Annotated in this window: 18 protein-coding genes; 16 read left to right on the forward strand and 2 right to left on the reverse strand. The window is 64.3% G+C overall.

Annotated elements, in window-relative coordinates:
• Both BJF92_RS14785 and BJF92_RS14790 read right to left on the reverse strand, forming a co-directional pair.
• Positions 1-883, reverse strand: an 883-nt coding sequence (locus BJF92_RS14785; protein WP_158032232.1) for a HAMP domain-containing protein, incomplete at its 3' end; no start/stop codon positions are given.
• A 553-nt stretch (positions 884-1436) separates the two neighbouring features.
• Positions 1437-2333 carry a LysR family transcriptional regulator gene (locus tag BJF92_RS14790; RefSeq protein ID WP_075635493.1) on the reverse strand — a complete coding sequence of 299 codons (897 nt, stop codon included), beginning with the start codon at positions 2331-2333 and terminating at the stop codon, positions 1437-1439.
• A 108-nt stretch (positions 2334-2441) separates the two neighbouring features.
• On the opposite strand from BJF92_RS14790, the gene BJF92_RS14795 reads away from it, so the two are divergent.
• From BJF92_RS14795 to BJF92_RS14870, 16 genes are all read left to right on the forward strand, one after another.
• Positions 2442-3524 carry a 4-oxalomesaconate tautomerase gene (locus BJF92_RS14795; protein WP_075635562.1) on the forward strand — a complete coding sequence of 361 codons (1083 nt, stop codon included), beginning with the start codon at positions 2442-2444 and terminating at the stop codon, positions 3522-3524.
• Positions 3525-3565: 41 nt separating this feature from the next.
• Positions 3566-4567 (forward strand): ABC transporter substrate-binding protein, encoded by a 1002-nt coding sequence (locus tag BJF92_RS14800; RefSeq protein ID WP_075635494.1) that lies wholly within the window; start codon positions 3566-3568, stop codon positions 4565-4567.
• A 65-nt stretch (positions 4568-4632) separates the two neighbouring features.
• Positions 4633-5400 carry an ABC transporter ATP-binding protein gene (locus BJF92_RS14805; RefSeq protein WP_075635563.1) on the forward strand — a complete coding sequence of 256 codons (768 nt, stop codon included), beginning with the start codon at positions 4633-4635 and terminating at the stop codon, positions 5398-5400.
• A complete protein-coding gene (locus BJF92_RS14810) occupies positions 5387-6163 on the forward strand; it encodes an ABC transporter permease (RefSeq protein ID WP_075635495.1) in 777 nt (258 codons plus the stop codon). The genes BJF92_RS14805 and BJF92_RS14810 overlap by 14 nt, the downstream gene beginning before the upstream one ends.
• A gap of 307 nt (positions 6164-6470) precedes the next feature.
• Complete coding sequence (locus BJF92_RS14815; RefSeq protein WP_075635496.1) at positions 6471-7526, forward strand: LacI family DNA-binding transcriptional regulator; 1056 nt, start codon at positions 6471-6473, stop codon at positions 7524-7526.
• A gap of 110 nt (positions 7527-7636) precedes the next feature.
• Positions 7637-9274, forward strand: coding sequence for an acyl CoA:acetate/3-ketoacid CoA transferase (locus BJF92_RS14820; RefSeq protein ID WP_075635564.1), 1638 nt, complete (start codon positions 7637-7639; stop codon positions 9272-9274).
• Positions 9267-10049 carry an enoyl-CoA hydratase/isomerase family protein gene (locus BJF92_RS14825; RefSeq protein ID WP_075635497.1) on the forward strand — a complete coding sequence of 261 codons (783 nt, stop codon included), beginning with the start codon at positions 9267-9269 and terminating at the stop codon, positions 10047-10049. Before BJF92_RS14820 ends, BJF92_RS14825 begins: the two co-directional genes overlap by 8 nt.
• Positions 10046-11566 carry an aldehyde dehydrogenase family protein gene (locus tag BJF92_RS14830; RefSeq protein WP_075635498.1) on the forward strand — a complete coding sequence of 507 codons (1521 nt, stop codon included), beginning with the start codon at positions 10046-10048 and terminating at the stop codon, positions 11564-11566. Before BJF92_RS14825 ends, BJF92_RS14830 begins: the two co-directional genes overlap by 4 nt.
• Before the next feature lie 318 nt (positions 11567-11884).
• Positions 11885-13159, forward strand: a complete 1275-nt coding sequence (locus BJF92_RS14835; RefSeq protein WP_075635499.1) for an ABC transporter substrate-binding protein — start codon at positions 11885-11887, stop codon at positions 13157-13159.
• A gap of 186 nt (positions 13160-13345) precedes the next feature.
• Entirely contained in the window at positions 13346-14293 is a 948-nt protein-coding gene (locus BJF92_RS14840; RefSeq protein WP_075635500.1) for a carbohydrate ABC transporter permease, read from the forward strand.
• Positions 14290-15222, forward strand: a complete 933-nt coding sequence (locus BJF92_RS14845) for a carbohydrate ABC transporter permease (protein WP_075635501.1) — start codon at positions 14290-14292, stop codon at positions 15220-15222. Before BJF92_RS14840 ends, BJF92_RS14845 begins: the two co-directional genes overlap by 4 nt.
• A gap of 4 nt (positions 15223-15226) precedes the next feature.
• Positions 15227-16342 carry an ABC transporter ATP-binding protein gene (locus BJF92_RS14850; RefSeq protein WP_075635502.1) on the forward strand — a complete coding sequence of 372 codons (1116 nt, stop codon included), beginning with the start codon at positions 15227-15229 and terminating at the stop codon, positions 16340-16342.
• A gap of 14 nt (positions 16343-16356) precedes the next feature.
• A complete protein-coding gene (locus BJF92_RS14855) occupies positions 16357-17862 on the forward strand; it encodes a GMC oxidoreductase (protein ID WP_075635503.1) in 1506 nt (501 codons plus the stop codon).
• Positions 17863-17912: 50 nt separating this feature from the next.
• On the forward strand, positions 17913-19568 hold the full coding sequence (locus BJF92_RS14860) for a GMC family oxidoreductase (RefSeq protein WP_075635504.1): 1656 nt from the start codon (positions 17913-17915) through the stop codon (positions 19566-19568).
• 140 nt (positions 19569-19708) lie between these two features.
• Positions 19709-20878, forward strand: a complete 1170-nt coding sequence (locus BJF92_RS14865; protein WP_075635505.1) for a Gfo/Idh/MocA family protein — start codon at positions 19709-19711, stop codon at positions 20876-20878.
• 129 nt (positions 20879-21007) lie between these two features.
• Positions 21008-23113 (forward strand): FAD-dependent oxidoreductase, encoded by a 2106-nt coding sequence (locus tag BJF92_RS14870; protein WP_075635506.1) that lies wholly within the window; start codon positions 21008-21010, stop codon positions 23111-23113.
• Positions 23114-23190 lie beyond the last annotated feature (77 nt).

Raw genomic sequence — 23190 nt, forward strand, 5'->3', positions numbered from 1 at the left:
TCTCGCGCAGGTTCGTCACCATGCTCTTCATGGCGATGCCCAGCGTGTCCTTGTCGGAGAGCGGCGCGACGTCGGTAGACAGGTCGCCGAGCGCGATCTCGTCGGCGGCGTGTGCGCTGCGGCGCAGATTGACTGTCATCATCTTGACGGTATCCGCGAGGTCGCGGATCTCGTCGTTAGAGCGGATTTCGACGGTCTGCTCCAGGTTGCCGAGGGCGACGGCGTCCGCGACCTGCTTGATCTTGCGCAGGCCGGAATTGATGTTGAGGGCCAGCCAGAAAGCCGCGCCGACAGCGGCCGCAAGGGCAACACCGGCAATGAGCAGCATCCAGAAGCTGGTATCGCCATAGAGCGCATCGGTGTCCCTGTCCGCCTTGACCATGGCCTCCTGCTGGATCTTGACCAGGCGCGAGATCGACTGGCTCAAATCACCATAGACTGCGCGGATTTCGCCGTTCGACAAGGCCGTGGCGGCAGGCCGGTCGCCCTGCTCGAGCAAGCTGTCGACTTTCTCCGACTGCGACCGGAAGATCTTGCTCTGATCGATGACAGCAAGCCAAACGGGGCGGCCAGCTTCACTTGCCATGGCCAGTCCTTCACTCGCTCTGTCAACTGCCGCGCCAGCGCTTTCAGCGGAGAGCTGAAGAAACTTGCGCACCTCTTGCCGATCGTCGGTCAGCAGAGCATTCTTCTGCGCCCGAATACTTTCAAGGGCAAGGACGTTGACCTGATAGGCAAGATCGAGCCGTTTTGCGGGACGGTTGATCACCTCCGTGATGGCCGAATTAAGAAGGTTGAGGCTATGAATGCCATAGACAGAAACACCTGCCATAAAGGCGATGATGATGCCGAAAGACAGGGCAAGTTTCAGCTTTATGCTCATACGCATCCTGGGTGTCCTCTAGACGTTGCGGCGTTTTACTGATCGCCCGTTGCCCACACGATAACGAGTTTTTGGGGTTATTTCCGCTGCACTCAAATATCCAGCAGATAGAATTTGAATTTTCGGCAAAATGTTTAAATAACGGTGCACGCCGAAATCGCAAAACCGTGTGCCGGGTACAAGTCACACATGTTTTTGCGCGTCGATAGAGGTCCTAGACCACGGTGAGACTGTGAAAAATTCGAGAGGCAGCAAGAAATAGCTACCTAGAACGACCGATCCGTCAGAAGAAAAAAACGTATTTTACTTAATTAGATAATTAAAGGTATCTTCTGGGATGCTGAGGCCTGGGGCGAGCCAAGGGCGGTCGGGCGTCGAACAAGGCGTGTTTTCACGCTCGGGCCTCCGGCGCTTTTGAAAGCAAGATGTTTGATCGTGCATTTGGAGAACCGACCGACGGGCAAGAAAAGCCGCTTGACGGAAAGGAGACAGGAGCGGGCAGAGACGGGCGCATGTCGTGCAAAGACACAGCCTCGTCCTGGCCAGCCCCGGCCTACCGCTTCCAGACTTTAAGCAGCATGTCCACAAACCTTTCTGCGGCCGGGGACAAGGGCGCGCTGCGGCGGCGGACGATGCCGATGGTGCGGGTCACCACGGGGTCGATGATTGGCCGCGTCACCAGAAAGGGATGCTCCTCCTGCGGCGTCGCCAGCCGGGGCAGGACGGAGATGCCGAGACCGGCCTCGACGAGGCCGAGCGAGGTGTTGAGGTGGGTGACCTCGTAAAACCAGTTGAGGCGGAGATTGTGTTTGGCCAGTGCCCCGTCGAGCAGCGCGCGGTTGCCGCTTGAGCGGTCGACGACCACGAGGGGATGGCCATCGAGCTGGCGCCAGTGGATCTCGTCATATTGCGCCAGCGGATGATCGCGGCGCATGGCCAGCACGAAGGGATCGTCCAGCAGCGGCTCGAAGGACAGGTCCGGATCGGAATTGCCCATCAGGTTGATGCCGAACTCCACCTCGCCGCGCGCGACCGCCTGCAGCCCCTCATTGGCCGTGAGGTCGCGGATGCGCAGGCGGATATGCGGATAATCCTCGCCGAAGCGCTTGATGACCGTCGGCAGGAAGTAGAAGGCGGCCGTGGGCACGCAGGCCATGGTGATCAACCCGCGGCGCTGCGATCCCCCGTCCTTCAGCGCAAACAGCGAACCGTCGAACTCCTCCAGCATGCGGCGCACCAGCGGCAGCAGTTCCTGTCCCGTCGCCGTGGCCGCCACGTGGCGCGTGGTGCGGTCCAGCAGCGGCGCGCCGATGGCGTTTTCCAGCTTCTGGATCCGCCGCGTCAGCGCCGGCTGGGAAATGTTGAGTGCCTCAGCCGCTCGGTGGAAGCTCTCGAGATCGACCACCGCCTGAAAAGCGCGCAGATCGAAGATCTCACAATTGATGCTCATTTCGCAATAAAACCTCCGAAAATTGCATTTCACAAATAAACCGTCATTGCTCATAGTGCAACAACTGATCCGATTGATCCAGAATTTGCATTACTTGAGGGGTTGATGATGAACGATCTGACACGCATACCCTGTGTCCTGATGCGCGGCGGCACGTCCCGCGGGCCGTTCTTCCTGGAACGCGACCTGCCGGCCGACCGCGCGGCGCGCGATGCGGCGCTGCTGTCGATCATGGGCTCGGGCCATCCGCTGCAGATCGACGGCATCGGCGGCGGCAATCCGGTGACGTCAAAGGTGGCCATCATCGGCCCCGCCACCGTGCCGGGTGCGGATGTCGATTATCTCTTCGCCCAGGTGCGCACCGACCGTCAGACCGTGGATTATTCGCCCAATTGCGGGAACATGCTCGCCGCCGTCGGCCCCTTCGCCATCGAAGCCGGCCTTGTGAAGGCGCAGACCGCCAGCACGCTGGTGCGCATCCACAATGTCAACACCGGCAAGATCATCGAGGCCAAGGTGCCGACGCGTCTCGGCGAAGTGATCTATCTCGGCGACGCCTCGATCGACGGCGTTCCGGGCCTTGCCGCCCCGATCGCGCTGACCTTTCTCGATGCGGCAGGCGCCAAGACCGGCAAGCTGTTTCCCACCGGCAGGCCGATTGATGTAATCGACGGCATCGAGGTGACGGCGATCGACTGCGCCATCCCGATGGTTCTGATGCGCGCCGAGAGCCTTGGCGTAACGGGCTATGAAGAGCCGGCGGCGCTGACGGCGAACCGCGACCTGATCGCCCGCCTCGCCGCCATCCGCATCGAGGCCGGCCGACAGATGGGCATGGGCGATGTTTCCGACATGGTCATCCCGAAACCTGTTATCATTTCGCCGGCTCGCAAGGGCGGCACGCTGTCCGTGCGCTATTTCATGCCCAATGACTGCCATCCCGCGCTGGCCACCACAGGCGCCGTGGGCATTGCGACAGCTGCCGCGACTGTCGGCACGGTCGCAGCATTCCCCGCCGGACCGGCCGCCCTGCCCGCGCTGATACGCATCGAACATCCGAGCGGGCGAATCGACGTGCAGCTGGAAAAGCGGAACGGCACCACCGTCGCCGGTCTGGTGCGGACCGCCCGGCGTCTTTTTGAAGGCTATGCTTTCGCCAAGCCAAACGAGCGCGTGGAACACGCGGCTTAAAACGCTCCGGGGAGGACCGGAGCCATAAAGGAGGAGATTTCATGCGCAATCTGTTGATGGCAACCGTATTCGGCCTGGCCATGGCCACAGCAGCCCAGGCAGAGCCCGTGCGAATGAGCGTCGGCTCGTACAATCTGAACAACCTGCCCTTCCCCGTTGCCGAAAGCCTCGGCTTCTACAAGGAAGAAGGGCTTGACGTGACCATCGAGAACTTTGCCCAAGGCGGATCGAAGGTTCTGCAGGCGCTGGTCGCCGGCTCCACCGATGTCGCGGTCGGCTTCTACGATCACACGATCCAGATGCAGTCGCAGGGCAAGCACGTCATCGGCTTCGTCCAGCTCGCCCGCAATTCCGGCCTGGTGCTGGCGGGCAAGAACGACACGGATTTCGACCCGGCAAAGCCGGAGACGATCAAGGGCAAGAGCGTCGGCATCACCGCGCCGGGCTCTTCCTCGGATTTCTTCATCCGCTATTATCTCAAGCAGCATGGCCTGACGGACAATGACATCTCGATCATCGGCGTCGGCTCGGGCGCTGCGGCCGTCGCAGCGCTGCAGCAGGGCAAGATCGACCTGCTCGTCAATTACGACCCGGCGGCCACGATCGTTGTGGAGCGCGGCCTCGGCAAGATCCTGATCGATGCCCGCAGCGACGAGGGCGCCAAGGCGGTCTATGGCGGCATCTACCCGACCTCGGTGCTCTATGCCAACCAGGACTTCATCGACAAGCATCCCGAGGTCATCCAGAAGGTGACCAATGCCACGCTGAAGGCCCTGCATTGGATGAAGGCGCATTCGGCCGAAGAGATCGTCGCCAGGCTTCCGGATGACTTCGTCTCCGGCGACAAGAAGACCTACATCAAGGCCGTGGACAACGCCAAGGCGATCTTCTCCGAAGACGGCAAGTTCGTTCCCGCCGATCTGGAAACGCCGCTCGCCGTGCTCAAGAGCTTCAACGACAGCGTCGCGAAGGCCACGGTCGATCTCAACACGACCTACACGAACAAGTTCGTCGAAGCCTCAAAGCAGACGGTCCAGAACTAAGGAGAGCCGACATGTCCATTGCAGCAAGGAAAATCTCCGCCGTGTCACAGACCAGCCTGCCGCCGATGGTCGCCATCGACAATGTGACCATGGCGTTCGGCTCCTTCGTGGCGGTCGAGAACGTCAATCTGAAGGTCGGCAACGGCGAGTTCCTGTCGATCGTCGGCCCGACCGGGTGCGGCAAATCGACCATTCTCAACGCCATTGCCGGCCTCTTGAAGCCGGCAAAGGGCGCGGTGTCGATCGATGGCGCCACCGTTGGCGGCGTGCAGAACACTATCGGCTATCTCTTCCAGCAGGATGCGCTGCTTCCCTGGAAGACGGCCTATCAGAATGTCGAGCTCGGGCTGATGTTTCGCGGCGTTGCCGCCGAGGAACGCCGGGCCAAGGTGATGGCCTGGCTGGAAAAGGTCGGCCTGAAGGGCTTCGAGAGCCGCTTTCCGCACCAGCTCTCCGGCGGCCAGCGCAAGCGCGTGCAGATGGCGCAGGCGCTGATCACCGAGCCGAAGGTAATCCTGATGGACGAGCCCTTCTCCGCGCTCGACATTCACACGCGCCACCTCATGCAGAACGAGCTTCTGCGCCTCTGGCAGGAGGACCGCCGCGCCGTGGTGATGATCACGCATGATCTGGAAGAGGCGATCGCGCTTGGCGACCGCGTCGCCGTTCTCGCCGCCGGCCCGCGCAGCCGCGTCATCGAAAGCTTCCCCGTCGATCTCGAGCGCCCGCGCAACGTCTCGGAAATCAAACTCGATCCGAAGTTCATGACCCTTTACCGCGACATCTGGGCGTCGCTCCGGGGCGAAGTGGAGAAGTCCTATGCAAGCCGTTAATGTTCGTCTCATCCAGATCGCGCTGCTCGCGCTGATCCTCGGCAGCTGGCAGATCGGTGTCACCTCAGGCGTCATCGACCGCTTCTTCTTCCCGGCGCCGCTCGATATCGTTCAGCAGGTCATCAGCTGGGTGGCCGATCCCAGCTTCTACAAGCATGTGGGCATCACGCTCAGCGAAACCGTGCTCGGCTATGTCATCGGCACCGGGCTTGGCGTTGCCGCCGGCGTCTGGCTCGGCCTCAGCCCCTATGTCGCCCGCGTGCTGGACCCGTTCATCAAGGCCGTGAACGCCATTCCCCGCGTCGTTCTCGCCCCGATCTTCGTGCTGTGGCTTGGCCTCGGCCTCTGGTCCAAGGTGGCGCTCGCCGTCACGCTGGTCTTCTTCGTCACCTTCTTCAATGCCATGCAGGGCGTGCGGGAAGTCAATCCGGTGGTGCTTTCCAACACCCGCATCCTCGGGGCAAGCCGCTCGGACCTGCTGCGCCACGTCTATTTCCCGGCGGCCGCAAGCTGGATCCTCTCCTCGCTGCGCACCTCGGTCGGCTTTGCCGTGGTGGGCGCCATCATCGGCGAATATCTCGGTGCATCGGCCGGCCTTGGCTATCTGATCGCCCGTTCGGAAGGCAATTTCGATGCCGTCGGCGTCTTCGCCGGGATCATCATCCTCGCCCTGTTCGTTCTGATCATCGACCTTCTGCTCGACGTGGCGGAAAAGCGGCTGATCACCTGGCGGCCGAAGGCTGGCGAGGAACGTCCGGCCTGACGCAGAGGACCATTTGAACACGATGCCATGGGCGGCCGAGAGGCCGCCCATTTTGCGTTGAGGTGCGCCCAGGCACAGGTGGCGAAGGACGCCGCAGCTGAAGTGCCCGACAACCCGAAATTGGAACGATCCAATTTTATACGAACAGAGGGCTGCAGGCCTGCGCATTTAACACTTATTTTTCGTCATAAATATCAGGCTTATATGCCAAAATTTTGTAGATGCGCCGAGATCGGTGCATTTTCCCGCTTGTGTTTTTGGAACGTTCCAATAAAGATCGGCGCCAAGGGAAGCGCGGGAGAACAGGGTGGGAAACGTGAGGGTCACGGTCGTCGACATTGCCAAGGCGGCGGGCGTCTCGAAGTCCACCGTGTCGCTGGTTCTGCAGGGCTCGCCGCTGGTCAACGAGGCGACGCGCGCCAAGGTGACGGCGGTCATGCGCGAGCTCGGCTATGTCTATAATCGCGGCGCCGCCAATCTGCGCCAATCGGGGGCGAACTCGAAGATCATCGGCGTTGTCGTCAACGATCTGACGAACGGCTTCTTCGCGGAACTGGCGGTGGGCGTTGACATGGTGGTGCAGTCGGCCGGCTTCGTGCAGTTCCTCGCCAATACCAGCGAGAATCTCGACCGCCAGCGCGAGGTGATCGCCTCGATGCGCGAACACGGAATTTCCGGCCTGATCGTCTCGCCGGCGCGCGGAACCAAGGCGTCCGATCTCAAGCCGCTGGTTGCGGCCGGCATCCCGGTGGTCGTCGCGGTTCGCCAGGTGCCGGGGGCGAAAGTGTCGTCGATCGTCTCGGACAATCATGACGGTCTCTTTGCCGCCGTGCGCCATCTGGTCGCGCTGGGTCACCGGCGCATCGCCTTTCTCGGCGGCTTCCGCGACACGGCCGTGTTCATGGAGCGCCTGCAGGGCTATCGCGATGCCATGGCCGGCTGTGATCTGACGCCGGATGAGGCGCTGGTGATCGATGCCGGACCCTCGCGGGCCGGCGGGTTCGATGCCATCGGCCGGGCGCTGGCGCTCGCAGACCCGCCGACGGCGGCCGTCTGCTTCAACGACGCGGTGGCCTTCGGCGCCTGCGACGGATTGAGGGCGGCCGGCATCGAGCCGGGCAAGAATTTCGCGCTGATCGGCTTCGACGATGTGATCGAGGCGAAGACGGCTGTGCCGGCGCTGACGACCATCTCGGTCGATCCGCAGGGCATGGGCCGGCGGGCGGCACAGCTGCTTTTGAAGCAGATCAGCGCCGGCAAGCCGGAGGCGGAAGCCATCGTCGCCTCCGTGCGCCTGGTGGTGCGCGAAAGCTGCGGCGCGCCGGCAAGGCCTGAAACGGCGCAGGCACCGCAGGCAGGATAGAACGACGCAACCGAGGGTCCATCATCCCTGCGGCACGATCCAGTGCAAAGACGAAAGCCAGTGCATCGCATGCGATGTTTTTGATGTCGAATGGAAAGCTTGGAATGACCATGAGCAAGCACATCACGCCGGCTGAGGCCGCCGCGCTCATTCCGGACGGGGCGGTGGTCTCCGTCTCCTCCTCCAGCGGGCTCGGCTGCCCCGACCTGATGCTGAAGGCGATTGGCGCGCGCTTCGAGGAGACCGGCCACCCGCGCGAGATCACCACGCTGCATCCGATCGCTGCCGGCGACATGAGCGGCATCAAAGGCGTCGACCATATCGCCCGCAAGGGACTTCTCAAGAAGATCCTCGGCGGCTCCTATCCGTCGGGCCCCTCCACCGCCGAGCCGCCGCTGATCTGGCAGATGATCACCGGCAACGAAATCCCGGCCTATAACATCCCCTCCGGCATCCTCTTCGACATGCACCGCGAGGCGGCGGCCAAGCGTCCGGGTGTGCTGACCAAGGTCGGCCTCGACACCTTTGTCGATCCTGCCCGCCAGGGCTGCGCCATGAACGGGCGCGGGGCAGAAGAGCCCGTGGTCAAGCGCGTGACCTTCGAGGGCGAGGATTACCTGTTCTTCCCGGCCATCGTGCCCGAGGTCGCCATCATCCGCGCCACCACGGCGGACGAGCGCGGCAACCTGACCTATGAGCATGAAGGCGCCTATCTCGGCGGCCTCGACCAGGCGCTCGCCGCGCGCAACAATGGCGGCATCGTCATCGCCCAGGTCAAGCGCATCACCAAGCAGGGTTCGCTGAAGCCGCATGACGTGCGCGTGCCCGGCATGCTGGTCGATTACATCGTCACCGATCCCGAACAGAAGCAGACCACCCAGACGCTCTACGATCCGGCGATCTCCGGCGAGATCTTCCATCCGCTCGATGGCTTCAGCCTTCCGGAGTTCAACATTCAGAAGGTCATCGCGCGGCGGGTGGCGCAGGAGCTTCAGGCCGGCAGCTGCGTCAATCTCGGCTTCGGCATCTCGGCCAATGTGCCGCGCATTCTCATGGAGGAAGGCCTTCACGGATCGATCACCTGGGTGATCGAACAGGGCGCGGTCGGCGGCGTGCCCCTGCTCGACTTCGCCTTCGGCTGCGCTTCCAATGCCGACGCCTATATGCCCTCGCCCTATCAGTTCACCTATTTCCAGGGCGGCGGCTTCGATGCCTCGCTGCTCTCCTTCCTGGAGATCGGCCGCGACGGCTCGGTCAATGTCTCCAAGCTCTCCTTCCGGCCGCATGTGACGGCCGGCGCCGGCGGCTTTGTCGACATCACCGCGCGGGCCCGCAAGATCGTCTTCTCCGGCATGTTCAATGCCGGCGCCAGGCTCGCCATTGCCGATGGCCGGCTGGTGATCGAGAAGGAAGGCAAGCTGAAGAAGCTGGTCGAAGCGGTCGAGCATGTCACCTTCTCCGGCCGGCGGGCGATCGAGCAGGGCCAGGACATCACCTATGTCACCGAGCGCTGCGTGATGAAGCTGACGCCCGAGGGCATCACGTTGACGGAGATCGCGCCCGGCATCGACCTGCAGCGCGATGTTCTCGACCAGTCGGAATTCCCGCTCCTGGTCGCGGACGACCTCAAGGTGATGGATGCGCGCCTCTTCGCCGAGGCGCCGCTCGGCCTGTCGCTGCCGCAAAAGCCGGCGCGCCGTCTGGCCCGGACCGAGCAGCGGGCTCTCGGGGAGGCCGTCCATGCCTAGCGGAAGCGTCGATATCGCCATTGACGGCGCGGTCGCCGTCCTGACCCTTTGCCGGCCGGACAAGCTGAACGCGCTCGACATCGACATGCTCAAGGCGCTGCATTCGGCGGCGGACGCCGTCGAGGCCGATGCGCGGGTGCGGGTCGCCATTCTCACCGGTGCGGGCAAGGGCTTTTCCGCCGGCGGCGACATCAAGGCCTGGGGCGGCATGCGGCCGGAGGAATTCGGCCATGCCTGGGTGCGCCATGGCCACCGCGTGTTCGAGCGGCTGGCAACGCTGCGCATGCCGCTGATCGCCGCGCTGAACGGCCATGCGCTGGGTGGCGGGCTGGAACTGGCCGGGATCGCCGATCTGCGCATCGCCGAGGAGCAGATCAGGATCGGCCTGCCGGAAACGGGGCTGGGCATGGTGCCCGGTTGGTCCGGCACGCAGAGGCTTGTCAGGCGTTTCGGCGCGCAGGTCGTCAGGCGCATGGCGCTGGGCGGCGAGGTCTTCACGGCGCGCGAGGCCTGCGCGCTGGGGATCGTCGATTCCGTGGCCCCGACCGGCGAAGCCCTGCAGGCAGCCAGGGAGCAGGCGGCGCGCATCGCCGCACGCGGACCCGCCGCCAATGAGATCGTCAAGCTGATGATCGCAAGCGCCAGCGGGGAGGACAATGGCGGGGCCGTGGAAGCCCTGGGATCGATCCTGGCGGCCAAGACCGGCGATCTCAGGGAAGGCGTCGCCGCCTTCTCGCAGAAGCGCGCCGCAGAATTCAAGGGAGAATGGTCATGACAGTTCTGGTGGCGCCCAAGGCGCTGGCGAACCACGCCGCACGCGATTTCAGGATGCTGATCGACGGGCGCTGGGAGAGTGGCGAGGGTCAGCCGATCGAGCGCGTGGCGCCGAGCCATGGCGTCGTCGTCAGCCGCTATCCGGCCGGCACGGCCGCCGATGCCGAGCGGGCGATCGCCGCTGCGCGCCGCGCTTTCGATGACGGCCCCTGGCCGCGCATGACGGCGTCCGAGCGCTCGGCGGCGCTGCTCAAGGCGGCCGATCTGATCGCCGCCCGCGCCGAAGAGCTCGCTTATCTCGACGCCATCGAGGCCGGCAAGCCGATCTCGCAGGTGCGTGGCGAAATCGCCGGCGCGGTCGATATCTGGCGCTATGCCGCGGCCCTTGCCCGCGACCTGCATGGCGAAAGCTACAATACGCTGGGCGATGGCACACTGGGCGTGGTGCTGCGCGAGGCGATCGGCGTGGTCTCCATCATCACGCCGTGGAATTTCCCCTTCCTGATCGTCGGCCAGAAGCTGCCCTTCGCGCTCGCCGCCGGCTGCACCACCGTCGTCAAGCCGTCCGAACTCACATCCGGCTCGACGCTGCTGCTGGGCGAAATCCTCGAAGAGGCCGGCCTGCCGAAGGGTGCCCTCAACATCGTCACCGGCACAGGTCCCGCCGTCGGCGCGGTGCTGACCGCGCATCCCGAGGTCGACATGGTCTCCTTCACCGGCTCCACCGGCGTCGGCCGGCTGACCATGGCCAGCGCCGCGCAGACGCTGAAGAAGGTTTCGCTGGAGCTCGGCGGCAAGAATCCGCAGATCGTCTTTCCCGATGCCGATCTCGATGCCTTCATCGATGCCGCCGTCTTCGGCGCCTATTTCAATGCCGGCGAATGCTGCAATGCTGGCTCGCGGCTGATCCTGCACAAGAGCATCGCCGCCGATGTGGTCAAGCGTGTGGCCGAGCTCTCCCGCCAAGTGAAGGTCGGCGATCCGCTCGATCCGGCGACGCAGGTCGGTGCGATCATCACGCCGCAGCATCTCGACAAGATCGCCGCCTATGTCAGCGGCGCCACGGGCAGCGGCGCAACGATTGCGCAAGGCGGGCAGACGCTCGATTTCGGCATGGGCCAGTTCATGGCGCCGACGATTCTGGAAGCCGTGACGCCGGACATGGCCGTCGCCCGCGAGGAAGTCTTCGGCCCGGTGCTCTCGGTGCTGACCTTCGAGACCACGGCGGAGGCCATCGCGATCGCCAATTCGATCGATTACGGCCTCTCGGCCGGCGTCTGGAGCCGCGATTTCGACACCTGCCTGACGATCGGCCGCCGCGTTCGGGCCGGCACGGTCTGGATGAACACCTTCATGGATGGCGCCTCGGAGCTGCCCTTCGGCGGATACAAACAGTCCGGCCTCGGCCGCGAGCTCGGCCGCCACGCGGTGGAGGATTACACCGAGACCAAGACGCTGAACATGCATATCGGCGCCCGCACAGGCTGGTGGATGCCGAGGAAGGAACAAATGGCCTGACAGTCTGTCCAAGAATCGCCGTTGGCCGCCTGCAAATGGCAATTTCTGCGCTTCCGGTGCTCACGTACCCTCAGTACGCTGCGCTCCGGTTCTCGAAATCACCATTTTCGTCAGACCAACAGCAATTCTTGAACAGACTGTCAGGCGTCATCCGGCCGGAAAGAGGACCGGCCGGATCTGCTTCGACCATAAGAGCCTCAGGCGCCCGGCCGGTGGGACGGCAGGGCGCATCAAGGCGAGGAGACACCGTCTGAGGAGGCGGCTGGTCGGCTGCGGGAAGGGCCCGCGCCGATGGACACGTGCACTGGGAGGAACAGTATGCGCAAGTTGATGACATCGACCGCCATGGCCGCGCTGGCTTTGAGCGGACTGGCCATGACCGGCCTGACCACGACGGCGGCCGCCGCCGACAAGGAAGTGCAGATGCTGCACTGGTGGACCTCGGGCGGCGAGGCTGCGGCGCTCAACGTCTTGAAGCAGGATCTGGCCAAGGAAGGCTTTGGCTGGAAAGACGTGCCGGTTGCCGGCGGCGGCGGCGACGCGGCCATGACGGCGCTGAAAGCCATGGTGGCGGCCGGCAACTATCCGACCGCCTCGCAGATGCTGGGCTATACGGTTCTCGACTATGCCCAGGCCGGCGTGATGGGCGACCTCACGGAAACCGCGAAGAAGGAAGGCTGGGACAAGTCCGTTCCCGCCGCCTTGCAGAAATTCTCGGTCTATGAGGGCAAATGGGTCGCGGCCCCCGTCAACGTCCATTCCGTCAACTGGCTCTGGATCAACAAGGCCGTGATGGACAAGATCGGCGGCAAGCAGCCGAAGACCTTCGACGACCTGATCGCGCTGCTCGACAAGGCCAAGGCGGCCGGCGTCACGCCGCTCGCCCTCGGCGGCCAGAGCTGGCAGGAAGCCACCATGTTCGACTCCATCGTCGAATCCACTGGCGGCCCCGAGTTCTACAAGAAGGCCTTCAACGATCTGGACGAGGCGTCGCTGAAGTCCGATACGATGAAGAAGTCCTTCGATAACCTCGCCCGGATCGTCAAATATGTCGATCCCAACTATTCCGGCCGCGACTGGAACCTTGCCACCGCCATGGTGATCAAGGGCGAGGCGCTGGTTCAGGTCATGGGCGACTGGGCCAAGGGCGAATTCGTCGCCGCCAAGAAGAAGCCGGACACCGACTTCCTCTGCTACCGCTTCCCCGGCACCGAAGGCAGCGTGATCTACAATTCGGATATGTTCGGCATGTTCAACGTGCCGGCCGACCGCAAGGCCGCGCAGGTGGCGCTGGCCACCGCCACGCTGTCGAAGAGCTTCCAGTCGGCCTTCAACGTGGTCAAGGGCTCAGTCCCCGCCCGCACCGACGTGCCGGACACGGCCTTCGATGCCTGCGGCAAGAAGGGCATCGCCGACCTCAAGGCCGCCAACGAGAAGGGCACGCTGTTCGGCTCGCTGGCGCAGGGCTATGGCGCGCCGCCGGCCATCGCCAATGCCTATAAGGACGTCGTCTCCAAATTCGTCCACGGCCAGATCAAGACCTCGGAAGAGGCCGTGACCCAGCTCGTTCAGGCCATCGACGACGCCCGATAAGCGCGCCGACCCGCAGTACCTTTCCGCTTCGGCTTGCCCGGAGCGGAAAGGACAGACGACACCCTTAGAGCGCCATCCGATCTAACGACATCAGATCGGCGCTCTAAGCCTTTTTATCTGCAGCATAATCTTATCGATCCTCGTTTCACTCGGATCGGATCATGCTCGAAGAAGGGACAGAGCGCCATGAGCAGCGTCGCGACCACCGAACCGATCCTGACCCCCGCCAAGTCGACGCCGATCCGCACGCGGCTGCAGAACGCCCTGCCGCAGATCGTGCTGGCGCCGAGCTTCGCCATTACCCTGGTCTTCGTCTACGGCTTCATCGCCTGGACGGCCTATCTCTCCTTTACCAATTCCAAGACCTTCCCGTCCTACGCGCTGACGGGCACGCGGGCCTATGAGCGGCTCTGGCGCTGGACCTTCGAGAACGACCCGCCCTCCTCCTGGTACACCTCGATCACCAATATGGGCATCTTCGGCGTGCTCTATGTCGGCATCTGCCTGGCGCTCGGCCTGTTCCTGGCGATCCTGATGGACCAGAAAATCCGCGGCGAAGGCGTGCTCCGGCCGATCTTCCTCTATCCGCTGGCGCTGTCCTTCATCGTCACGGGCGTGGCCTGGAAATGGTTTCTCGATCCCGGCCTCGGCCTGGAGCAGACGCTGCATCATTTCGGCTGGACCAGCTTCCACTTCGACTGGATCAAGAACAAGGACTACGTCATCTACACGGTGGTTATCGCCGGCGTCTGGCAGGCCTCCGGCTTCGTCATGGCCATGTTCCTGGCGGGGCTGCGCGGCATCGACAGCGAGATCATGAAGGCCGCGCAGATCGACGGCGCCACCACAGGCCAGCTCTATCGTCGGATCATCATCCCGCTTCTGCGCCCGGTCTTCCTTTCGGCCTTCATCGTGCTCGCCCATATGGCGATCAAGTCCTACGACCTCGTGGTGGCGCTGACCTCGGGCGGGCCCGGCGGCTCGGCCTGGCTGCCATCGAACTTCATGTATGAATACACCTTCAAGCGCAACGAGATGGCCGTCGGCTCGGCCAGCGCGATCATCATGCTGATGACGATCTCCGCCATCATCGTTCCCTATCTCTACTCCGAGCTGAAGGAGAAGGCCCGATGAGCGCCGCGACCCTTTCCGCGTCCGGAAACCAGAACCGCTGGATCGGCCGCGTGGCGATTTATGGCCTGCTGATCCTCTTCGCCATTCTCTATCTCATGCCGCTCTTCGTCATGCTGGTCACCTCGTTCAAGACCATGGACGAGATCCAGAACGGCAACATGCTCTCGCTGCCGCAGGCGCCGACGCTCGACCCCTGGTTCAAGGCCTGGGGGGAGACTTGCGTCGGCCTCACCTGCGCCGGCATCAAGGGCTATTTCTGGAACTCGCTGAAGATGGTGGTGCCGGCCGTGGCCATCTCCACCATTCTCGGCGCGCTGAACGGCTATGTGCTGACCAAGTGGCGCTTTCCCGGCCACACGCTGGTGTTCGGGCTGATGCTGTTTGCCTGCTTCATCCCCTTCCAGTCGGTGCTTCTGCCGATGGCCACCATTCTTGGCAGCCTGGGCCGCTTCGGCATGGCGCTGCAGGACCAGATCGGGATGACGCTCGGCTTCGGCAATCCCACGGTCAATCTGGTGATCGTCCACGTGATCTACGGCCTCGGTTTCACCACCCTGTTCTTCCGCAATTACTACGAGGCCTTTCCCAACGAGCTGGTGCGCGCCGCCCAGGTCGATGGCGCCAGCTTCTTCCAGATCTTCCGGCGGATCATGCTGCCCAATTCGCTGCCGATCATCGTGGTCACCGTGATCTACCAGTTCACCAACATCTGGAACGACTTCCTGTTCGCCTCCGCCTATGCCGGGTCGGGCGAGTCCATGCCGATGACGGTGGCGCTCAACAACGTCGTCAACACCTCGACCGGCGTGGTCGAATACAATGTCAACATGGCCGCCGCGATGATCGCCGCCATGCCAACCCTCCTCGTCTACATCGTCGCCGGCCGCTATTTCGTGCGCGGTCTGATGGCGGGCGCCGTCAAAGGATAAAGCCATGGCCTTCCTGCATATTTCCGGCCTGAGAAAGCGCTATGGCGCGCTCGAGATCCTCAAGGGCATCGACATTGAACTGGAAAAGGGCGGCTTTCTCGTCCTGGTCGGCCCGTCGGGCTGCGGCAAGTCGACCCTGCTCAACACGATCGCCGGGCTGGAGACGATCACCGAGGGCGATATCAAGGTGGATGAGCGCAGCATTGCCGGTCTCCACCCCTCCAAGCGCGACATCGCCATGGTATTCCAGAGCTATGCGCTCTATCCGAACATGACAGTGGCGGGCAACATTGCCTTCGGCATGGAAATGCGCGGCGTGCCGGCCGACGAGCGCAAGCAGGCGATCGACAAGGTGGCCAAGGTGCTGCAGATCGGCCATCTGCTGGACCGCAAGCCGAGCCAGCTTTCCGGCGGCCAGCGCCAGCGCGTGGCCATGGGCCGGGCGCTGGTGCGCGATCCCAAGCTCTTCCTGTTCGACGAGCCGCTCTCCAACCTCGACGCCAAGCTGCGCGTGGACATGCGCACCGAAATCAAGCGGCTGCACCAGACCACGGGCAAGACCATCGTCTATGTCACCCATGACCAGATCGAGGCGATGACGCTCGCCACCAAGATCGCGGTGATGAAGGAGGGGATCGTCCAGCAATTCGGCACCCCCGCCGAGATCTACAACAACCCCGCCAATATGTTCGTCGCCGATTTCATGGGCTCGCCGGCGATGAACCTCCTGTCCGGCCGCATCACCCGGGCAGACGACGGCCTTGCGGTCGCTCTGGAGCGCGCCGGCGGCGAGGCGATCCGGCTGCCCGTGGCCGCCGCCCAGGCCGCGCTCGCCCAATATGAAAACCGCGATGTCGTGTTCGGCATCCGGCCGGAAGCGCTGACCGACCCCGAGGGCGCGGATCGCAATGCCAGCGCGCTTGCGGAGAACGACTGCCTGATCGAGGTGGTCGAGCCTGCGGGCTCCGACACCTTCGCCGTCACCAAGCTCGGCGGGCGCGAGGTCGTCGCGCGCCTGAGGGCCGATGCCCGGATCAGGGCCGGCGAGATGGCGCGGCTCGCCTTCAATCTGGACAAGGCGGTGTTCTTCGATCCGCAGACCCAAGCGCGCATCGCCTGAGGCCCCGCATCGTCATGAGCCAAACAGCAGATATCGTCATCATCGGCTCCGGGATCGGCGGCTCGACCATCGCGGCCGGACTGGCGGCCACGGGCGCTAAGATCCTGATCCTCGAAGCCGGCGATCATATCGCCGATCTGCCCGTCAACCGCGACCAGCGCGCGATCTTCCAGCAGGGCCATTTCCGCCCGAAGGAAACCTGGTACGAGGTGGACGGCACCGGCTTCAATCCCGGCAACTATTATTATGTCGGCGGCAATTCGAAGTTTTACGGCGCGGTGCTCACCCGCTACCGCAAGGAAGATTTCGGCGTGCTCCAGCATCAGGAGGGCGTCTCCCCCGCCTGGCCTTTTGCCTATGAGGAGCTGGAGCCCTGGTACAGCTGGGCAGAACAGCTCTACCAGGTGCGCGGCGCGCTGGGTGACGATCCGACCGAGCCGGCCCATTCGAAGCCCTACCCTTACCCGCCTGTGCCAGACGAGCCTGCGATCGCCGATGTCAGGGCGCGGCTGAAGCGCGCCGGGCTGCATCCGGCCTCCCTGCCGCTCGGCGTGGATATCGACAGCTGGCTCGCCAAGGCCAGGACACCCTGGGATGCGCATCCCAATTCCCGGGATGGCAAGATGGATGCCGAGACGACCGCGCTGGCGCTGGCGCTGCGCCATGTCAATGTCCGCCTTCAGACGAAATCCCGTGTTGTGCGGCTGGAGACGGGCGAAGACGGCCGGGTGAACCGGATCGTCTATGTCAAAGACGGCCAGACCGCCTCGATCGCGGCGAAGAAGGTGATCCTCTCGGCGGGCGCTGTGCAATCCGCCGTGCTGCTGCTGCGCTCGGCCAATGACCGCTTTCCCAAGGGGCTGGCCAATGGCTCCGATCAGGTCGGGCGCAATTTCATGAACCACAATTCTAGCGCCGTGATCGCCCTTTCGCCGCGCTTCCGCAACACGTCGATCTATCAGAAGACCTTCGCCTTCAACGACTTCTACCTGACGGATGGCGAAGGCGGGCCGCCGCTTGGCAATGTCCAGCTTCTCGGCCGCGTGTCCGGCACGATCCTCAAGGGCACGATGCCGCGCGTGCCGCAATGGGCGCTCGACCGCTTCGCCCGCCACGCCATCGATTTCTACGCCATGAGCGAGGACATTCCCAACCCGGAAAGCCGGGTGATGGTGGATGGCGACAGGGTGGTGCTGCAATGGCGCCGGACGAACTGGAACGCACATCTGGCGCTGGTGGCCAAGCTCAAGGGCGTGCTGAAATCGATCGGCTTTCCCGTGGTGCTCGCCAAGGCCTTCGACAAGCGCACGCCCTCGCACCAGTGCGGCACGGTGAGGATCGGCACGGACCCTGCGGAAGCACCGCTCGACATCTTCTGCCGCGCCTTCGAGCACCGAAACCTCTTCGTGGTCGATGCCGGCTTCCTGCCCACCTCGGCGGCGGTGAACCCGGCGCTGACGGTGGCGGCCCAGGCGCTGCGCGTGGCCGACCACATCGCGGCGACGGATCTGCGCGCATGAGGCCGGCGGCCCGCAATTTCAGCCTTTCCTGCCTTCGATAGGATCGCGACATGCATTTCGATTACATCATCACCGGGGCCGGCCCCGCAGGCTGCGTGCTCGCCAACCGGCTGAGCGAGGATCCGACGGTCAAGGTCCTGCTGCTCGAAGCCGGCGGCGGCGACTGGAACCCGCTGTTCCACATGCCGGCCGGCTTTGCCAAGATGACCAAGGGCGTGGCCAGCTGGGGCTGGCAGACGGTGCCGCAGAAGCACATGAAGAACCGGGTGCTACGCTATACCCAGGCCAAGGTCATCGGCGGCGGCTCCTCGATCAACGCCCAGCTCTATGCGCGCGGCAATGCCGCCGATTACGATCTCTGGGCCAATGAAGAAGGCTGCGCCGGCTGGGACTATCGCTCGATCCTGCCCTATTTCAAACGGGCGGAGGACAATCAGCGCTTCGCCGATGATTACCATGCCTATGGCGGCCCGCTCGGCGTTTCCATGCCGGTTTCGGCCCTGCCGATCTGCGACGCCTATATCCGCGCCGGCCAGGAGCTGGGCATTCCCTATAACCCCGACTTCAACGGCCGCCAGCAGGCCGGCGTCGGATTCTATCAGCTGACCCAGCGCAACCGCCGGCGCTCCTCCGCCTCGCTCGCCTATCTCGCGCCGATCAAGGACCGCCGCAACCTGACCGTCCGGCTGAATGCGCGTGTCATGCGGATCGTGCTGGAAGGAACGCGCGCCGTCGGCGTCGAGATTGCCGGCAAGGCGGGAACGGAGATCCTCCGCGCGGAGCGCGAGGTGCTGGTTTCGTCAGGCGCGATCGGCTCGCCGAAACTGCTCCTGCAATCGGGCATCGGCCCGGTCGAGCATCTAAGCAGTGTCGGCGTCAAAGTGCTGCACGACCTACCGGGCGTCGGCGGCAATCTGCAGGATCATCTCGATCTCTTCGTCATTGCCGAATGCACGGGCGACCACACCTATGACGGCGTGGCCAAGCTCCACCGCACGCTCTGGGCCGGGCTGCAATATGCGCTGTTCCGCTCCGGCCCCGTGGCCTCCTCGCTCTTCGAGACCGGCGGCTTCTGGTATGCCGACCCTGAGGCCCGCTCGCCCGACATCCAGTTCCATCTCGGGCTCGGCTCCGGCATCGAGGCCGGCGTGGAGAAGCTGAAGAATGCCGGCGTCACGCTGAATTCGGCCTATCTCCACCCCCGCTCGCGCGGCACGGTGCGGCTTTCCTCCTCCGATCCGGCGGCCGCTCCCCTGATCGATCCGAACTATTGGGCCGATCCGCACGACCGGACCATGTCGCTCGAAGGTCTGAAGATCGCCCGCGAGATCATGCAGCAGGCAGCCCTGAAACCCTTCGTCCTGGCCGAGCGCCTGCCGGGTCCCAATATCAGGACCGATGCCGAGCTGTTCGACTATGGCTGCGCCAATGCCAAGACCGACCATCACCCTGTCGGCACCTGCAAGATGGGCACAGGACCGGAAGCGGTGGTCGGCCTCGATCTCAAGGTGCACGGGCTGGAAGGCCTGCGCGTCTGCGACTCGTCGGTCATGCCGCGCGTGCCCTCCAGCAACACCAATGCGCCGACGATCATGGTGGGCGAAAAAGGCGCCGACATCATCCGCGGCCTGCCGCCGCTGCCCTCGGCGATCTTTGCCCATGAGCGCAACGACGCACGGCCGCGCGCACGGGCCGAGATCCGCTAGGGCGGCGAGCGGGGAAGGCGTCTCGGTGCACGACATAAAGGTTTTGCCGTTTTGCACACCCTCGTCCGCCGCGAACACTGGCTTCAAGCTTTCGGAACGCGATGCAAAAGCCGCGCTGAACGCGCGCAAAGGAGAACGTCATGACCGATGTGAGGGTAGCCGTGCTGGGCGGCTCGGGCTGGATGGGCAAGGTGCACATCATGGCCTACCAGACCTTCCCGCATTTCTTCGGCACATCCCACGGCACGGCGCGCGTGGTGGCGGTCACCGACCGGGACCCGCGCCGCGCCGGGGATCTTGCCGCCCGTGCGCCTGAGGCAAAAATCCTTCAGGACTGGCAGGCGGCGATCGATGATCCCGAGATCGATCTGATCGACATCTGCCTGCCGGACAACCTGCATTTCGAGGTGGCGCATGCCGCGCTCCTGGCCGGAAAGCATGTCTTCTGCGAAAAGCCGCTGGCCGATACAGCAGCGCAGGCGCGCATTCTCGCCGATCTCGCGCGCGAAAAGGGCGTGATCACCCGCGTCGGCCACGCCTTTCCGCGCAATCCCGTCCATGACCTTGCCAAGGAGATCATCGAGGCCGGCGAGATCGGCGAGATCACGCTGTTCAAGGGCTGCCAGCATATCGATGTCTTCGGCGATCCGCTCGCCCCCTTCATGTGGCGCGCCGATGGCGATCTGGCGCCGACGGGCATCGTCGGCGATACCGGCTCGCATGTGTTCAGCTTCATGGAATTTCTCGTCGGGCGCGTGACGTCGCTGATCGCCGACAACATCATCACCAGCCCGCGGCGGCCGGTGGTGGAGGGCTCGGGCCTTGGCGGGCAGGCGAGGCTCACGGGCGAGGAGCGCTGGGCCGAAGTGACCAATCCCGACGCCACCAACCTCCTCTGCCGCTTCGAGAACGGCGCAGCTGGCCTTGTCGATTTCAGCCGCGTGGCGACGGGGCGCAAGTTCCGCCAGGGCTACGAGATCTACGGCACCAAAGGAAGCCTCCTTTACGATTATGACGAGGTGAACCGGCTGCGCTTCTACAGCCATGTCGATCGGCCCGGCCGCGCCGGCTTCCGCGCCATCGATGTTGGCCCGGAGCATCCCTCCTACCGCGCCTTCCTGCCGCTGCCCAATTTCGCCCTCGGCTACAATGAAAGCAAGATCATCGAGGCGGCGGAGGTAATCCGCTCGATCACCACCAACACGCCGATGTGGCCGACCTTCGAGAGCGGCCACCACATCTGCCAGATCGTCGATGCCTGCATGGAATCCTCCCGCCTCCGGCGCTGGGTCGATATCCCGCTGGCCTAACGAAATGCCCTCTAAAGTGTCGGACTGAAAATCGTGCTCAGTCCGGTGCTCTACTTTTTTGTTTGTGCATCGGATTCATCCGAAAACCGGTTCCCACTTTTCGGTCCGATGCTCTAGGAGAGCCGCAGGATGACGCTTGACGTTCCGCAAACCGTTCTCGACGCCTTGACGGATGTCGACATGCCCCGGCTCGCGCCGGTGGACCCCGCGTCGGAGACGCTGAGGCTTGCCGGTTTCGACGTGCCGGTCTACCGCGCCGGCTGCGTCGTGATCGGCTCCGGCGCTGCGGGCCTGCGCGCCGCCGTGGAGGCGAAGCGCCGCGGAAATCATGTGGTGATCGTCAGCCAGAGCGCCTGGGGCGGCACGTCCGCCTGCTCCGGTTCCGACAAGCAGACGCTGCACACCGCCAACACCGCCGATCGCGGCGATGATTTCAAGGCCATGGCGCGGGCGATCCGGGCCGGCGGCGCCATGGACGAGGATACGGCCTATGTCGAGGCGGTCGGCTCGGCGCGGATGATGGCCTCGCTGCAATTCATCGGCCTGCCCCTGCCCCAGGATGCCTATGGCGGGACGCTGCGCTACCAGACCGACCATGACGAGGTGGGCCGCGCGACGAGCTGCGGACCGCGCACCTCGCGGCTGATGGTGCAGGTGCTCGCCCGCGAGGCGCTGCAGCTCGCCATTCCCTTCTTCAACCAGACCACGGGCCTGCGCCTGCTGACGGAGGGCAGCGGGGACCGGCGCCATATCGTGGGCCTTCTGGCCACCCGCGCCGCCGAGCGAAGCCCAAACAATCCTTACGGCTTCGCGCTGTTTGCCTGCGGCGCCGTCGTGCTGGCAGCCGGCGGGCCGGGCGAGCTCTATCGCGACAGCGTCTATCCCAACGGCTGTTTCGGCGCGCTCGGACTGGCGCTGCAGGCCGGCCTGATCCTCACCAATCTCACCGAAAGCCAGTTCGGCATCGGCACCCGGCGCGAGGGCTTTCCCTGGAACCTCTCCGGCACCTATGTCCAGGCGCTGCCGCATATCTACGCGCTCGACACGGAGGGCCGGGAGCATCATTTCCTTGCGGATTACTATCGCACCACGCAGGAAATGGCGTCGAACATCTTCCGAAAGGGCTATCAATGGCCGTTTCACGCCGAGCGCATGCTCGATTTCGGCTCCAGCCTGATCGATCTCGCCATTGTCAGGGAGACCGCGCTCGGGCGACGCGTCCTCATGGATTTCAACCGCAACCCCCTGCCCGTTCCTGGCGACCTGCCCTTTGACCTTGGCCGGCTCGATGAGGATGTCCGCGCCTATCTGGGAGCGGCCGGCGCTACCCAGGCAAGCCCGATCGAGCGCCTTCGCCATATGAACCCGCTGGCGATCGAGCTTTACCGCCGCTACAAGTTCGACATTGCCGAAGACCCGCTCGAATTCGCCGTCAACAACCAGCACATGAATGGCGGCGTGATGGTCGACATCTGGGGCCGCAGCACGCTCTCCGGCTGCTATGCCGTGGGCGAAGCCGCGGGCACCCATGGGGTGACGCGGCCGGGCGGCGCAGCGCTGAATGCCGGCCAGGTCTTCGGCACGCGCGCGGCGGAGCATCTCGACGCCACCGGCTGGGCCAGACAGCCTGCCGCCCACGACCTTGCCGCATCTGGCGGCGCGGCGCTGGAGCAGTGTCTTGCCGTGCTCCGGCCGGAAAGCCCGCTCGACGTGAAGACCCTGCGCACCGACATTCAGGCCCGGATGAGCGACAGCGCCGGGCTGATCTGCCGGGCCGACGAGGTCGCGGCGGCTCTGGAGGAAGCCCACCGGCTGAACACCGCCATCCGCGAAAACGGCATCGCCTATGACCGCCCCGCGGAGATCGGCCGCGTGCTGCAATGGCATCAGATGGCGCTGGCCTCCGAAGCGGTGCTGACGGCGCTCGACCACTTCATCCGCAATGGCGGCGGCAGCCGCGGCGCGCGCGCCATCTGCGATCCGCAGGGCGCCTTGACGCCCCACACCCGCTCCGGCCCGCTGGAAGCCTTCCGCTTTCGCGCCGAAGAGGAGGCCCACCGCGGCGAACAGATCCTCGTCTTTCACGACGGAACCCGCCTGCATGTGGCCACCCGCCCCAACCGCCGCTTCGACGAAGCAGCCAAGCCCTTCTTCGAGCGCGACTGGCCGGCCTGGCTCACGGGCGCGCTGTTTGATGTCGAAAGGGAGAAGGAAGTGGATATCAAGTCGGGCTGACAGAGGCCTGGTGAAGTGAATTGCCAATTCTTTCGGCTGACGTCGCACGAATTGATACAATCAGAGAGTATCGTATG

Source organism: Xaviernesmea rhizosphaerae (assembly GCF_001938945.1).
Taxonomy (GTDB): Bacteria; Pseudomonadota; Alphaproteobacteria; order Rhizobiales; family Rhizobiaceae; genus Xaviernesmea; species Xaviernesmea rhizosphaerae.

What these genes read in the sequence shown, in the direction of transcription:
- BJF92_RS14790 (WP_075635493.1), bottom strand. Translation starts at nt 2,333, where the DNA reads ATGAGCATCAATTGTGAGATCTTCGATCTGCGCGCTTTTCAGGCGGTG.
- BJF92_RS14870 (WP_075635506.1), top strand. Translation starts at nt 21,008, where the DNA reads ATGACGCTTGACGTTCCGCAAACCGTTCTCGACGCCTTGACGGATGTC.
- BJF92_RS14805 (WP_075635563.1), top strand. Translation starts at nt 4,633, where the DNA reads ATGGTCGCCATCGACAATGTGACCATGGCGTTCGGCTCCTTCGTGGCG.
- BJF92_RS14845 (WP_075635501.1), top strand. Translation starts at nt 14,290, where the DNA reads ATGAGCGCCGCGACCCTTTCCGCGTCCGGAAACCAGAACCGCTGGATC.
- BJF92_RS14860 (WP_075635504.1), top strand. Translation starts at nt 17,913, where the DNA reads ATGCATTTCGATTACATCATCACCGGGGCCGGCCCCGCAGGCTGCGTG.
- BJF92_RS14830 (WP_075635498.1), top strand. Translation starts at nt 10,046, where the DNA reads ATGACAGTTCTGGTGGCGCCCAAGGCGCTGGCGAACCACGCCGCACGC.
- BJF92_RS14810 (WP_075635495.1), top strand. Translation starts at nt 5,387, where the DNA reads ATGCAAGCCGTTAATGTTCGTCTCATCCAGATCGCGCTGCTCGCGCTG.
- BJF92_RS14865 (WP_075635505.1), top strand. Translation starts at nt 19,709, where the DNA reads ATGACCGATGTGAGGGTAGCCGTGCTGGGCGGCTCGGGCTGGATGGGC.
- BJF92_RS14850 (WP_075635502.1), top strand. Translation starts at nt 15,227, where the DNA reads ATGGCCTTCCTGCATATTTCCGGCCTGAGAAAGCGCTATGGCGCGCTC.
- BJF92_RS14825 (WP_075635497.1), top strand. Translation starts at nt 9,267, where the DNA reads ATGCCTAGCGGAAGCGTCGATATCGCCATTGACGGCGCGGTCGCCGTC.
- BJF92_RS14820 (WP_075635564.1), top strand. Translation starts at nt 7,637, where the DNA reads ATGAGCAAGCACATCACGCCGGCTGAGGCCGCCGCGCTCATTCCGGAC.
- BJF92_RS14840 (WP_075635500.1), top strand. Translation starts at nt 13,346, where the DNA reads ATGAGCAGCGTCGCGACCACCGAACCGATCCTGACCCCCGCCAAGTCG.
- BJF92_RS14855 (WP_075635503.1), top strand. Translation starts at nt 16,357, where the DNA reads ATGAGCCAAACAGCAGATATCGTCATCATCGGCTCCGGGATCGGCGGC.
- BJF92_RS14800 (WP_075635494.1), top strand. Translation starts at nt 3,566, where the DNA reads ATGCGCAATCTGTTGATGGCAACCGTATTCGGCCTGGCCATGGCCACA.
- BJF92_RS14835 (WP_075635499.1), top strand. Translation starts at nt 11,885, where the DNA reads ATGCGCAAGTTGATGACATCGACCGCCATGGCCGCGCTGGCTTTGAGC.
- BJF92_RS14795 (WP_075635562.1), top strand. Translation starts at nt 2,442, where the DNA reads ATGAACGATCTGACACGCATACCCTGTGTCCTGATGCGCGGCGGCACG.